This window comes from Shewanella piezotolerans WP3, assembly GCF_000014885.1.
GTDB lineage: Bacteria > Pseudomonadota > Gammaproteobacteria > Enterobacterales > Shewanellaceae > Shewanella > Shewanella piezotolerans.
Window position 1 is genome coordinate 2,388,144 of the sequence record NC_011566.1, and the last position, 13,405, is coordinate 2,401,548.

At 43.2% G+C, this 13,405-nt stretch carries 13 protein-coding genes, 2 tRNA genes and 1 pseudogene; 9 read left to right on the forward strand and 7 right to left on the reverse strand.

Features of this window, described 5'->3' with window-relative positions; genetic code table 11:
- Nucleotides 1-58: 58 nt before the first annotated feature.
- The 3 genes from minE to minC are packed head-to-tail and all read right to left on the reverse strand — an operon-like array spanning nucleotide 59 to nucleotide 1,822.
- Complete coding sequence (gene minE, locus SWP_RS10245; RefSeq protein ID WP_020912397.1) at nucleotides 59-319, reverse strand: cell division topological specificity factor MinE; 261 nt, start codon at nucleotides 317-319, stop codon at nucleotides 59-61.
- A gap of 2 nt (nucleotides 320-321) precedes the next feature.
- Complete coding sequence (gene minD, locus SWP_RS10250; RefSeq protein WP_020912398.1) at nucleotides 322-1,131, reverse strand: septum site-determining protein MinD; 810 nt, start codon at nucleotides 1,129-1,131, stop codon at nucleotides 322-324.
- 25 nt (nucleotides 1,132-1,156) lie between these two features.
- Entirely contained in the window at nucleotides 1,157-1,822 is a 666-nt protein-coding gene (gene minC / locus SWP_RS10255; RefSeq protein ID WP_020912399.1) for a septum site-determining protein MinC, read from the reverse strand.
- Between the two features lie 159 nt (nucleotides 1,823-1,981).
- On the opposite strand from minC, the gene SWP_RS10260 reads away from it, so the two are divergent.
- The 3 genes from SWP_RS10260 (at nucleotide 1,982) to SWP_RS10270 (ending at nucleotide 4,253) form a co-directional block, all read left to right on the forward strand.
- Complete coding sequence (locus tag SWP_RS10260; protein ID WP_044555833.1) at nucleotides 1,982-2,263, forward strand: YcgL domain-containing protein; 282 nt, start codon at nucleotides 1,982-1,984, stop codon at nucleotides 2,261-2,263.
- Between the two features lie 31 nt (nucleotides 2,264-2,294).
- The gene (locus SWP_RS10265) at nucleotides 2,295-3,296 is read left to right on the forward strand and encodes a lytic murein transglycosylase (protein WP_020912401.1); all 1,002 of its coding nucleotides are present in this window, start codon (nucleotides 2,295-2,297) and stop codon (nucleotides 3,294-3,296) included.
- 516 nt (nucleotides 3,297-3,812) lie between these two features.
- On the forward strand, nucleotides 3,813-4,253 hold the full coding sequence (locus SWP_RS10270; protein WP_044555834.1) for a YcgN family cysteine cluster protein: 441 nt from the start codon (nucleotides 3,813-3,815) through the stop codon (nucleotides 4,251-4,253).
- An 87-nt stretch (nucleotides 4,254-4,340) separates the two neighbouring features.
- On the opposite strand, the gene SWP_RS10275 is transcribed toward SWP_RS10270, so the two are convergent.
- Nucleotides 4,341-5,903 (reverse strand): lytic transglycosylase, encoded by a 1,563-nt coding sequence (locus SWP_RS10275; protein ID WP_020912403.1) that lies wholly within the window; start codon nucleotides 5,901-5,903, stop codon nucleotides 4,341-4,343.
- A 90-nt stretch (nucleotides 5,904-5,993) separates the two neighbouring features.
- The gene (gene gloB / locus SWP_RS10280; protein ID WP_044556378.1) at nucleotides 5,994-6,770 is read right to left on the reverse strand and encodes a hydroxyacylglutathione hydrolase; all 777 of its coding nucleotides are present in this window, start codon (nucleotides 6,768-6,770) and stop codon (nucleotides 5,994-5,996) included.
- Between the two features lie 107 nt (nucleotides 6,771-6,877).
- Here gloB and SWP_RS10285 point away from each other — a divergent pair, with 107 nt between their 5' ends.
- Nucleotides 6,878-7,612 carry a class I SAM-dependent methyltransferase gene (locus SWP_RS10285; protein WP_044555836.1) on the forward strand — a complete coding sequence of 245 codons (735 nt, stop codon included), beginning with the start codon at nucleotides 6,878-6,880 and terminating at the stop codon, nucleotides 7,610-7,612.
- A gap of 16 nt (nucleotides 7,613-7,628) precedes the next feature.
- Nucleotides 7,629-8,525, forward strand: a complete 897-nt coding sequence (locus SWP_RS10290) for a LysR substrate-binding domain-containing protein (protein WP_020912406.1) — start codon at nucleotides 7,629-7,631, stop codon at nucleotides 8,523-8,525.
- A 16-nt stretch (nucleotides 8,526-8,541) separates the two neighbouring features.
- On the opposite strand, the pseudogene rnhA reads toward SWP_RS10290, so the two are convergent.
- Nucleotides 8,542-9,020, reverse strand: a pseudogene (gene rnhA / locus SWP_RS10295) (ribonuclease HI).
- A gap of 71 nt (nucleotides 9,021-9,091) precedes the next feature.
- Between rnhA and dnaQ the strand changes: the two are divergent.
- The 4 genes from dnaQ to SWP_RS10315 all read left to right on the forward strand — a co-directional run bounded on the left by dnaQ (nucleotide 9,092) and on the right by SWP_RS10315 (nucleotide 11,515).
- Nucleotides 9,092-9,820, forward strand: a complete 729-nt coding sequence (gene dnaQ, locus SWP_RS10300) for a DNA polymerase III subunit epsilon (RefSeq protein WP_020912408.1) — start codon at nucleotides 9,092-9,094, stop codon at nucleotides 9,818-9,820.
- A gap of 10 nt (nucleotides 9,821-9,830) precedes the next feature.
- On the forward strand, nucleotides 9,831-11,150 hold the full coding sequence (locus SWP_RS10305; RefSeq protein ID WP_020912409.1) for a TIGR03503 family protein: 1,320 nt from the start codon (nucleotides 9,831-9,833) through the stop codon (nucleotides 11,148-11,150).
- A gap of 127 nt (nucleotides 11,151-11,277) precedes the next feature.
- Nucleotides 11,278-11,354 (forward strand) — tRNA-Asp (locus SWP_RS10310).
- 83 nt (nucleotides 11,355-11,437) lie between these two features.
- Nucleotides 11,438-11,515: transfer RNA gene (locus tag SWP_RS10315), tRNA-Asp, on the forward strand.
- Nucleotides 11,516-11,809: 294 nt separating this feature from the next.
- Here the strand turns inward: SWP_RS10315 and SWP_RS10320 are convergent.
- Nucleotides 11,810-12,802 (reverse strand): DHH family phosphoesterase, encoded by a 993-nt coding sequence (locus SWP_RS10320; protein WP_044555837.1) that lies wholly within the window; start codon nucleotides 12,800-12,802, stop codon nucleotides 11,810-11,812.
- Nucleotides 12,803-13,405: the final 603 nt, after the last annotated feature.

Here is a 13,405-nt window from a genome sequence, read left to right on the forward strand (position 1 = left end):
CGTTGAAATAGAAACACCCGCGAAATGCGGGTGTTTTGACTTAAACAGTCATTTAAAGTTAGCTCTGCTCAGGCAAAGTCACATTAAGCTCAAGTACTGATAGGTTATCGTCATTCTGATCAAGTTGCACAGATACTTGGTCTGCGCCCACTTTGACATATTTACGAATGACCTCAATGATCTCTTGCTTCATCTGCGGAAAATAATCGGGGGCATCTCTCTCGCCACGTTGATGAGCGACAATGATCTGCAAACGTTCTTTGGCTGTTGCAGCAGTACTCGGTTTCTTCTTCGTTTTAAAATAATCAAGTAATGACATAATTAGCTACCAAAAATTCGTTTTAAGAAACCTTTCTTCTCTTCCGTAAGGAACCGGAAAGGCAGTTCTGCACCCAGTAAACGTTCGACGGCATCGCTATAAGCCATCCCCGCGTCGCTCTCATTATCAATAATAACAGGTACACCAGAGTTTGATGCTTTAAGTACTGCTTGTGACTCAGGAATAACGCCCAACAGCGGAATAGCCAGGATCTCTTCCACATCACCTACGCTAAGCATTTCACCGGTTGTTACGCGGGCAGGTGAGTAACGGGTAAGCAAAAGAAACTCTTTCACTGGCTCAAGACCTTCTTCCGCACGCTTAGACTTGCTTTGTAGCATACCTAAAATACGGTCTGAATCGCGGACAGAACTGACCTCAGGGTTAGTCGTCACAATGGCGACATCGGCAAAGTAGAGTGCCATCATTGCGCCCGTTTCAATACCAGCAGGTGAATCACAAATAATGTATTCGAAATCCTTTGCCAAGTTATCGAGTACCGTTCCGACCCCTTCTTTGGTTAAGGCATCTTTATCGCGAGTTTGCGAAGCAGGTAATACAAATAACTTAGGGCATCGTTTGTCTTTAATCAGTGCTTGGTTTAAGTTTGCCTCACCATTAATGACATTGACAAAATCATAAACGACACGTCGCTCACAACCCATAATTAAATCGAGATTACGTAGGCCGATATCAAAATCAATCACTACGGTTTTATGGCCTTTTAATGCGAGACCAGTTGCAATAGCTGCACTTGAGGTTGTTTTCCCCACACCGCCTTTTCCAGACGTGACAACAATAATTTGCGCCATTTATTATTCCTTTTTATTTGCGCTCTTACAGAGGCAATGATTCAACCGTAAGCGAATCGCCCTCTAGGCGAATACAACCACTCTGTGCGGCTTCGTTTTGCTGAAGATGTTCAGTTAACCAGTATTGACCAGCAATCGATACCAGTTCAGCTTCAATTTTTTGTGCCACTATCACAGCATTCCTATCACCAGCTGCGCCAGCCATCGCTTTGCCGCGCAATGCGCCATAGACATGGATACTGCCATCGGCGATAACTTCGGCGCCATTGCCTACTGCGCCTATGACGATCAGATCGCCGTTTTTCGCATAAATTTGCTGACCAGAACGTACGTTTTGTTTGACGATTTTAGTGGTTTTTGGCATTTGAGGTTGGTTAGTCGCCGCTTTTCCCGATTTAACAATGGCTAAACCAATTGACTTGGCCATATCATTAATTACAGGCAATGCGCTGGTGATACCAACAATAATAAGTTGGCGACTGGTTAAAATCTCTTTTAAACCTAAAAGATCGAAGTCACTGGCTTTAATCGCACTTAAATTAACCACTAAAGGCGCACCAAGAAAAAACTGAGGTGCAATCGCAAGTTTACTGTCTAATTCCGCTGCTATAACCGCCATATCCTGGCTATTAATATGCAGAACAGAAAGAGTAAAAGAGGAGCCTTTTAATTCGAGGCTGGGTGTTTGCATTCCTGTATGACTCTCTAGAAAAATTCAGCGCTACGCTGATATCCATTAAATTACCGCCAAACCCAGCATTTTCGGGCAGAACGGGTATATTCCTAACAGTCCATGTTATAGTGTGCCGCATAAGCTGGCAAGTTGAATAGTCTGGAAATTGAGTCGTATATGATCTGTGCTGTGTATAAAAGTTTAAGAAAAGCGGATAGCTATCTTTTTGTTGAAAAACGTAATGAATTTGAACGAGTTCCTGAGGCATTGATGGCAATGTTCGGTGAGCCGCAATTGGTGATGATGCTACCAATTGATAAGCGTGATCACCTTGGTTTTGCTGATATCAAAAAGGTTAAAGCTGAACTGAAGGATAAAGGATTTTATTTACAGTTACCGCCACCTGTGGTTAATTTGTTAGAACAACATAAGAAAGACATTGGTTTTAACCCCGAATAACAGCATTTAATTTTGGGGTAAGGGAATATTTATGCTACTGAGTAAGCAAGCTTTGACATTAACCTGCGGGTTAGTGCTCTCTTTTAATGCGATAGCAAGTGATGCAACGAGTGCAAGCAAAGGCAGTTTTAGCGAGTATGTCACTCAACTGAAGCTTGAAGCTGTAGAGCAAGGCGTGAAAGAGCAGACCATCAATGATGTTTTTCCCAAAATTAAAATGTTCAAAAAGGCTGTTGCTTCAGACAAAGCACAGCCTGAAACGAAATTGACTCTTGAAACTTACCTACCGAGAGTCGTGCCTGACTGGAAAGTTGAAAAAGCGCGTAACCTATTCAAAACTCATCAGGTAGAACTTGAGAGGATTGGTGAGTTATACGGGGTGCAGCCGCGTTTTATTGTTGCTTTATGGGGCGTAGAGTCAAACTTTGGCAAACTTACCGGCAGTTATCCAGTATTATCAGTAACAGCTTCATTAGCTTATGAAGGACGTCGTGAAGATTTCTTTAAAAAGGAGTTTTTCGCAGCGTTGAAAATAGCTGAAGAGCAACAATTTACCTTTGAAGAGATGAAAGGTTCATGGGCTGGTGCGATGGGGCAAACTCAGTTTATGCCAACCTCATTTCTAGCCTATGCTCAGGATGGCGATGGCGATGGTAAAAAAGATATTTGGAATAATAGCAGCGATGCGTTCGCGTCTGCGGCTTACTATCTACAGCAAGCAGGTTGGAAAGAGTCTGAAACTTGGGGCCGACAGGTTAAAACGCCTACTGACTTTGACGCAAAACTCGCCAATTTAGCAGTTAAAAAGACCTTTTCACAATGGCAAGCACTGGGGGTTAGACGCTTTAATGGCAACGATCTACCTAATCGAGATGATATGATGATCTCTATGGTGATGCCGGATGGCGAACAAGGTCGTAAGTACTTAGTATACGATAACTACCGTGGGTTACTGCGCTGGAATAAGTCGAATTACTTTGCTATTTCAGTTGCTTATCTATCAGAAAGAATCAAATATCCACCGATCAGCTAACCTCAATACTCCAGCGTTAACTGTCATTAATAGCGGCTAATTAGCCGCTATTTTTATGTTTAGCCATCAGTGCTGTTTATACCAATTGCATTAAAAGTTTGACCATTCAGCGGGAAGTCAAAACGTTGTAGGCAAGTAGTGGGATTTGAGCGAATAGTTATTCTCGGCTCTGGCATCCTGCTTCGCTCTACCTCCAAATCCCATAGCGAAGCATACAACGTTTGCCAAGTTGTTTAACCTCAGCCGCACTACGTGAGCCCTTCAGTCTTTCCACTTCTGCTTTGCATTGGCTTAAAAGGGAATAACCATTTCTTTACCAATGCGCTTTGAATTGAAAAGGCTGAGGGGCTCTGAAATGGTCAAATACTTAATGCAATTGGTATTAGTCATATTTTTCCTTCAAGCCTGCAATAACTGTGATTCTCACAGCCATTCCAACTGAACACAGGTGCAACGAGAGCGGTGGCTGGTGTACAATAGCGTTTCTTTAAGTCGAACCGAGTTGTAAGTTTTAGCATGGCATTTTGGAATGAAAAAATATTAGCAGAGATGAACACTACTGAGTGGGAGTCTTTGTGTGATGGATGTGGTAAGTGTTGCCTCAACAAGTTGATTGATGATGAAACTGAAGAGCTTTACTACACCAACGCAGCCTGTTTGTTACTAGATGCTAAACAGGGTCATTGTAAGAGCTATGAGCAGCGCTTTAGTTTTGTGCCTACCTGCACAAAGGTGACTATGGATAACTTAGCGATGCTAACTTGGTTACCGGATAGCTGTTCATACAGAAGGTTAAATGAAGGGCGAGGCTTACCAAGTTGGCATCCTCTTAAGACTGGCTCTAAAGAGGCGATGATTGAAGCTGGGATGTCGGTGGCGGGTAAAGTCACTTGTGAAACCAAAATCCGTGACATTGAAGATCACATCGTTATCTGGCCAATGAAAGATGTTGAGTGATTGCTGGCGATAAATAATAATGCCGACAAGATTAACTTGTCGGCATTATTATTTTACTTCAGTAACGATAAACACTGAAAGAGAAATTTAAGCCCTTACCTTAGTCATATCAACATAAAGTTTAAGTGTTTGCCCTGGCTGAATATATTTACTTTTCTCCAGTTTATTCCAACGAACAAGATCGCTGACCTTAACATTGAATTTGCTGGCTATTCTGGCGAGAGAGTCACCGCTACGTACTTTGTAATTAACGGTACGCATCACTTCCTTTAATCCTTGATTGCTAGCAGTACTGTTACCAGTCCAAATGACTAACTTTTGTCCGATCTGCAATGGATCTTTAGGTGCCATGCTATTCCAGCTTGCAAGCTGAGAGGTTTTGACTTTGTGCTGCTTAGCAATTTTCCAGAATGAATCACCAGACTTAACCGTGTAGGTAAGCTTCTGCTGACCGCGAGTCTTATTCTGCTTACGGTTTTTACGTTGGTCGGCTGAAAGTAGGTATTCATCTAAATTCTTCGCTGCAACGGGAATAAGCAGGAATTTACCCGCAACAATGGTATTGCCATTAATATCATTGACCGACTTTAACGCAGATACGGTTGTACGATAGCGTTTAGCAATTAGGCCTAAACTGTCGCCAGACTTAATTTTATAACGTTCCCAGTTAAGTCTTTCACTCTTTTGAGTGTCGTTAAGCGCTATTTTGAACGCAGATGCCTTCTCAACTGGTAGCACTAAGTTGTGAGGCCCATCAGGTGCTGTCGCCCAGCGGTTAAAGCCAGGGTTAAGTTTATGCAATTCTGATGTAGTCATACCGGCAATATCAGCGGCTAAGGCAAGATCAATTTGGCTACCGATGTCTATCACTTCAATTTGAGGCTCGTTGCTGATTGGCGTTAGCGTAATACCGTATTTATCGGCATTTTTGATCACATCAGCGAGCGCCAAAAGCTGTGGTACATAGCGTTCGGTTTCACGCGGCAGGTTTAGGTGCCAAAAATCAGTCGGTATGCCTTTACGTTTATTTCGCTTAGCAGCATTAATGACACGACCTTCGCCGGTATTATAAGCTGCAATCGCATATAACCAGTTGTCGCCGGTTTTGTCGTATAAATATTCAAGCATATCGAGTGCTGCAACGGTTGCTGCAGGTACGTCTCTGCGGCCGTCATACCACCAGTTCATCTGCAGGCCAAAGTGACGTGCCATCGGTGAGGTAAATTGCCATAAACCTGATGCAGCACCATGTGAGTAAGCAAATGGGTCAAATGCGCTTTCTACAATTGGTAATAATGCCAGTTCTATTGGCAAGTTACGTTTCTCTATTTCTTCGACAATTAAGTACATGAAAGGCGTAGCACGCTCTGAAACACGTATTAGATGTTGCGGATGCTTGATATACCAATCTCGGTACTGTCTAACCAACTTTTCGTCTGGAACATCCATCTTAAGTTCTAGACGAATGCGCTCCCAAATATCAGTCACCTCGACAACTTCGGCGACTTCGGGCTTAACGGGGTCTTTGGTGACTTTTTCTGCGACAACAGGTGTTGCCTTAGGTCCTTCTGAAGTCGTTTGGCTGCTTAAGTTTTGGCAACCAGTCAGCAGGGCAATCCCCCCTGCGACAAGTAAAATGGGTACGCGCATCTAAAATGTGTGTCCTTTATTTAGGCCCAAAAAAACCAGATTTTATCTGGCTTAGTGGCACTGGATTAGCGAGACATTGTAGAGTATTTTTTAGAAATTGTCTTTCCATTGACGCAGAAGTGCAAAGCATTTCACAGCATCGTTTATAGGTTGTTGGTATTGCTCAGTTAAAGATTGTTTGATTTCTTTGCTACTGCTACGTAAGAAAGGGTTTATCGCTTTCTCGAGAGCTATTGACGACGGCAAAGTCGGTGTATTACTTGCTCTTAGTTGCTCGGCATGGCGAATGTATAGTTGAAGTTGTACGTTGCTAGGGTCTGCGCGATTAGCAAAGCGAAGATTTGCTAACGTGTATTCATGGGTACAATAGACTTTTTTATCATCTCCAACCTGCGCTAGTCGTGTTAACGATGTGAGCATTTGCTGCGGTGTTCCCTCAAATAAACGACCACAGCCAGCGCTGAAAAGCGTATCGCCGCAAAAAAGCGCATCTTCTATAACATAGGCAATATGGCCTAAAGTGTGTCCTGGTACTTCAATCACTTCTGCTTTTAGGTCAATGCTTTGTAGTGTTAAGCTTGCACAAGCTTGTAGCGGGTTATTAACCCCTTCAATATTTTCCGCAGCGGGTCCATAAACTGGGATATTGCTGCCATAATAGCTTAGGAGCTTGGCGATACCACCCGTGTGATCATGGTGGTGATGAGTGATCAATACCCCTAGAAGTGGGATCTGTTTATCGCTCAAGAACTGAATCACCACATCGGCATCACCAGGATCGACAACATATGCACCATTAATGTTTGAAGTTTGAATTGCCCATATATAGTTATCATCAAAGGCAGGTAATGGTGTGACAGTTAACATAATCAGTCCTAATAATTTGAGCGCTAAAACAAGTTTACTTAGAATAGCTATTGTTTGTACATGGCTTTCGTTATTAAAGTAGAGCATCAGCAACTTAGGAGAAAGCATTGACTCATTCAGGGGTTCCACTAAAACCTTATCATTGGTCAGAATTACCAAATGGCCCGGTGATCCGCGAAAGTATTGAAGAAGTGATGTTTTCGTGGTGGCCGCGAGTATTTGGTTATTACATGTTAAGCCTTGGACCATTGAGCGCAAAGGTTGATAAAACGGGCGTAGGAGTCAGTTGTCACTACTCTTTATTCGATGAACCTGAGGCTGATATACTGGCCGATTACAGTCAGCTGCCGATCCAAAACGCCAGTGTCGATGCCGTAGTCATGAACTTTTTACTGGAGTTTGAAACAGATCCCTATCGTTTGCTGCGAGAGGTTGACCGAGTGTTGATCTCCGGTGGCCACCTTATTATTGCTGGCTTTAATCCGTTGAGCCCGATGTTTATCGGAAAAATGCTGCCAAAATACCAGCAAGAGATCCCTTGGAATGGTCGCTTCTTTATGCCGTCGCGAGTTAAAGATTGGTTAGGGCTTTTGGGTTACCAAGTGGTAGCGGATGAGCGCTTGTTACATCATCATCTGCTAAAGGATTTAAAAACAGACAGTATTTGGTCTCACGCGTTAAAGTCGTGGTTGCCCAGTAGTGGTAGTGTTTATGTGTTGGTGGCAAGAAAGCTTGAAACTCCGCTGACCCCAGTTCGAGCCAAGCGCAAAGTTAAACAGCCGAATTGGTCAACGGCGCCAACAGCAGGGCGCACCGGACATACTTCTCAATCTTCAAAATAATGGGTTTAAACTATTAATGCGTATTACCTTAAAACAACTTGCCATCTTTGAAGCCGTCGCTCGCAGCGGGCAAGTGGCAAAAGCTGCTGAAATGGTTAACCTGTCATCTCCAGCTGCTTCGATGGCGCTTTCAGAACTCGAGAAGCAGCTTGATGCTCGCTTATTTGAGCGAATTGGCAATCGCCTGCGGTTGAATTCCCAAGGCAGTATGTTGTTACCACTTGCGACTGATGCATTGCAAAAAATAGCTCAAATAGAACATGCGTTTTCGCCAGCAGGCAGTGAGCTCGGTGGGGATCTAAATGTGAGCGCCAGCTCCACCATAGGCAACTACCTATTGGCGAAAAGCGCAGTGGCATTTTGTCAGCAGCATACCAATACACTGGTCAATGTTGACATTGATAACAGCCAAGCGGTCATTAATGCTGTGCTCGACTTTAGAAGTGAAATGGGTTTTATTGAAGGGCAATGCCTCGATAGCCGCATTGCTGTTGAAGCGTGGCACAAAGACCGTTTACTTATTTTCTGTCATCCAGCACATCCACTAGCGGGCAAAACAGTAAGCCCTAAAGCATTGACGGGTCAACCTTGGGTCATGAGAGAAGAGGGCTCTGGCACGAGAGATTATTTTGTTAATGCCGCCAACATGCTCGATATGCAGCCGCAAGAGAAGTTTCGCTTCTCAACCCCTGACGCCATTAAACAAGCCGTTAAACAGGGAGCCGGTTTAGGGGTGTTGTCAGAGTTAACGCTAGAGAAAGAGCTCAGTCGTAAAGAACTGGCTGTCATTAATGTAGAAGGTTTACTGCTTGAACGAAAGTTCTACCGAATTCACCATAAGAGTCGAAACTTTACCGCTATCGGTGCGGCGTTCATTGCTTTTTGCCAAGATTTTTTAAACACCGATAGCTAGTTAAACTTATACCAAATTAAGCTTGTTGTGCGAGATAGCCGCTGTCTTCTTGAGTCGGCTTTTTCTCTGCAGCTTGGCGTGCCAAGTCATCACAACGTTCGTTCTCAATATGCCCTGCATGGCCTTTAACCCAGCGCCAATCAATTTGGTGCAACTGCGAAACGGCATCAAGACGTGCCATAAATCGACATTTTTTACCGCTTGCTTGGTGGATGTCACCCAGCCATTGCGTTTCCAGCCATGGATCCATTGCGTGATCCCCTGGCGCATATATTGACTATCGCTAGTTAATATCACTTGGCAAGGGACTTTTAATGCCTCTAATGCCACAATGGGAGCGAGCATCTCCATGCGGTTATTGGTGGTCAATGCAAAACCACCAGCGAGTTCATGAGTATGTTTTTTGTACTTCATTACAATGCCGTAGCCCCCAGGTCCAGGGTTTCCTAAGCAAGAACCGTCGGTAAAGATAGAGATCTGTTTCAGTCCAGTCATCAAGTTGGTACCATAGCTAAAGTGCTGGGCGAGTATACCCAAAAATTTAACTGAGAAATGCATTAATTCACATGAACATTATTTCAAGCGCTAAACGCCAAATTATTCTCGATACCGAAACCACTGGTATGAACCAATCTAGTGGCCCTATCTATCTTGGCCATCGAATTATTGAGATTGGTTGTGTTGAAGTGGTAAATCGCAAGCTAACTGGGCGTCATTACCACGAATATATCAATCCGTTGCAGCCGATTGATGAAGAAGCGATTGAAGTTCATGGGATCACCAATGAATTTGTCGCTGACAAACCTAAGTTTCATCAAATCGCGCAAAGTTTTATTGAGTTTATTGATGGCGCAGAAATTGTGGCACATAACGCAAACTTTGACGTTAGCTTTATGGATCATGAATTTTCGATGTTGCAGCCTATAGGGCCGAAGACTGCTGAGATATGTCAAATACTCGATTCTCTGGCCATCGCTAAGTATCTTCATCCAGGACAGAAAAATAACCTCGATGCCTTGTGTAAACGTTACGGCATTGATAACTCTCGCCGCGATCTTCACGGCGCATTACTCGATGCCGAGATCTTAGCTGACGTTTACCTCATCATGACGGGTGGGCAAACTAAGTTTAATCTATCAAGTGAAAAAGCGGGTCAAGAGGGAGGGGGGATAAATCGGCTCCCGAAAGATCGAGCAAAACTTAAAGTGATCAGCGCATCGGCCGATGAACTAACTAGACATGAAGAGCGACTCGACTTAGTCGCTAAATCTGGGCAGTGTATCTGGCGAGGATAGATTTTTATCTATGATTAAACGCGTAACAACATGTGTGACGGCGATACTTATTGGGCTCTTGCTAAGCCGTATCGCCATTGCTGACGTGATCCTGTCATCTCAAGCTTCTGAATTGAAAAATCGCTTTAGAATTGATCATATGGTCGATAGTGTCACATTGCTTATTCAACGCGAGTACGGCAGCGCACCTGTTATTGTGGTTCAGCCTGATGGCAGCAAATGGTACGCCAGTCGCCATCCTGAATCTGTAAAGTGGATGGATGGATTGACCGGCGATATGATCACCATTGAAAATCCCATGCCAGGTCCTTGGCAGCTTATTGGGAGGGTGGTAGAAGGATCTGTTATTGATAAAATCTCCAAACTTTCAATCGATGTCGATCCTATCCCGCAACCGCTCTACCAAGGTGAACGACTAAAGTTAACGACTCGTTTGATAGGTGATGACGAAAAGGTCCGCCTACCAGGCTTAGATTATCTGATGAGCTGGACGGCGAAATTTATCAGCGACAACAATCCTAGTGATGAAAACTTTGCGGCAGGCAGTTTTATGGTAGGTAACTATCGAGATAATGGTGAAAAGCTTGATGAAACGCCTGATGACGGTGTGTTTACCAGTAAAATAAACCTAACCCAAGCTTGGGGCGGTTATACCTTACAGGTAGATGCTAAGAACGCCGTGCTTGAGCGTCAATATTCTGAAGCATTTACCTTGTCTACTCGACCTATTAATGTGGAGATTGTCGCGCCTGAAAATGCACAAGCAGGGCGATGGGATCTGCACCTAACTGTCGATGATAATGAATTGCTGTTATCACAGACGCACATTGAAGCAGAAATTATGGGGCCTGCTGGAATGCGATTATTAGAATCAATTTCAGATATAACTGAAGCTGATAGTCGGTTTCAGTTAAAACCTGTGAATGATTTTGGTAGTTACCGAATCAAGTTAACGGCAGTGAGCACCACTAAAGCAGGGCGGGAGATCTATTTAACTTTGCCTGAGCTGTTTTTTAATTTTGTTAAACCACCAGAGCCCCCCCCCTCAAAAGAGGAACTCGCAGCCAAGGCAGAGTTGCAAGCCAAGCAGGCAGAAGACTCGGCAAAACAAGATGCAATATTTTGGTTGATTACTATCAATACGGTTTTACTTATTCTGGGTATTTTGATTTTACTGTTTGTTCGTAAACGCAGTAACTTGAAAAAAGCACTCGCTGCAACCCAAGCAAGAATAGATAAAGAGTCCCGTCAGCAGGAGATAACCATGGAGCTTGATGAGATTGATCTGATGATGCCGGAAGATTTTGATGACCCTAAAGCTGGAAACTAAACCATAAATCGCGATTGTTGTACGTTAAACATCAAAATTGTGTATTTTTTACCTGGTTGATAATATTTGCTGCAAAAACTTATTGACGGAGTTTAACAGTCTACGTATTATTCATCGCACTTGATGTGGAGCGGTAGTTCAGTTGGTTAGAATACCGGCCTGTCACGCCGGGGGTCGCGAGTTCGAGTCTCGTCCGTTCCGCCAATCAAGTACCAAATTTAAGCTATTTGTTAGTGACATAGCAAATAGAATAAAAACTAAGATTGTTAGTTTTTATAAAGAGTTTTGGAGCGGTAGTTCAGTTGGTTAGAATACCGGCCTGTCACGCCGGGGGTCGCGAGTTCGAGTCTCGTACCGTTCCGCCAATAAAAGACGAAAGCCTCATCGAAAGATGAGGCTTTTTTCGTTTACATTTTGTCTCTTTTAAAGCGACTAACCATTTACTACTGAACTACTAAGCAGTAGTCCAGTAGTTCAGTCGGTTAGTTACCTTGTAATAGAAAGCGGTCTGTTTCCTGTGCAGAAAGCACATGAGTTCGAGTCTCGTCCGCTCCGGTAATACAAAGACGAAAGCCTCATCAAAGATGGGGCTTTTTTCGTTGTAGCACATTTTGTGATAAGCATGAGTGCAACATTGCTGTTTTCACTCTCTGGCTTTACTAGAAGCTTCTCAGAGCTAAAATCGAATCTATGATCGGAGATAGGTGAAGCTCTTCTTCATCGATGAATTCATCAAGAAATTCTTTAAACACGACGCCACCAGCCATGTGCGAATGGCCCCCACCAAAACCAAAGTTTTTGATGTTCAATTGTTCTCTCATCACTTTGGCAACATCAACATATTGGCATTCTGAGCGCAGAGAGAGCTGAATGCCGCGTTGGCTGGACTGCGCGACGACTACAACGTCCAGTTCGTTAACTGTTAGCAGAAAGTCTCCTAAAATCCCTAACATGTTTTTAGGGCAATCTATAGACACTGTAGCTAAGCCGACGCCTTCGGTTTGTTCTACCGACTGACATACGTGCTCAAATAATTTAAGCTCAGAATAGGTGATTTCATTGCGGCAGATTTTATTAACTAATGCCAAATCTGCTTGTTGATTGAACATCACAAAGGCTTTTAGATCGGCTGAGCACACACCTCGGGTCATATGTGCGGTGTCAATCTTAAGACCGACTAATAAGGCGGTAGCAACGTCTTTGGGCATACTAATGTTGAAAGCCTGAAAGTACTCGAACATTATTGTTGCCGTTGCCCCATACTCTTCTCTGACATCACAAAACCATAAATTCTTTGGTGGGGTAACCACATGGTGGTCAATGACTGCTATTTCTTCACCGGGCATGTCGGTGACATTTCTTTCCCCAATACAGCCATCAATGGTAATAATTTTGTCCATTGTAGTGAGTTGAGCTTTGCTGCAATGACTCACTGGAATATTTAGCCACTCAATCATATTAGATAATGATATACGGTCAATTTCGCCGTTATAAACAATAATAGAATCAATCCCTAGCTCTTTGAGTAGCACTGACATGGCATAGGCTGAAGCGATAGCGTCGTGATCTGGGTAATCATGCGCTTGAATTACCACACGCTGTAGTGGAGATAACTTTTGAACAAAATTAACAAGGTCCGAGGTTTGTATCATATGAGTTACTTTTATTGTTAAGGAATGTTTAGTGCCAAATTTCAAGCTTTAACAAGTTACCTAGCAGCATTGTTTTAGTTTTTAATGTTTAGCTGAGCTCTCGTTGCGAATGGTTGCTGAAAATTGAATTTATGAAGAAAATGAAAATTCAATATGAGCTAGTAGCTTATCCTGGATGCTACGCGACTTTATGACTAATAACGATTGATTTTCCTTCGCCACCATACCTCATTTATGTTTATTTTTCGATAGCTTAAGTCTTTTTTGTGCAAGTTGTAGTAGTTAAGTGATTGAACACTTCTACATGATATGGACATGTGCTTAGCAGCGATTATGGCACTCTTAAAGCCTTTAAATTCTTAGACTGTGCTTAGCGACATGGCTGGTTTATCTGTTGAAAGCTACGAATTAAAAGAGCCGTCGTATCATCTGTGCAGATCTAGAGGCAATTGTTAAAAATTGAATAGCCTAGCTTGAAAGCCGAGCAAAAATCCACGTTCACGCCTCCTAATACCAATCGGTATAAAGAATTGCTCGCTCAGCGAGAGATTAGCGACTTTGAGGTAATGTCATTAAATACTCCTGCATTAATGACATTCATTA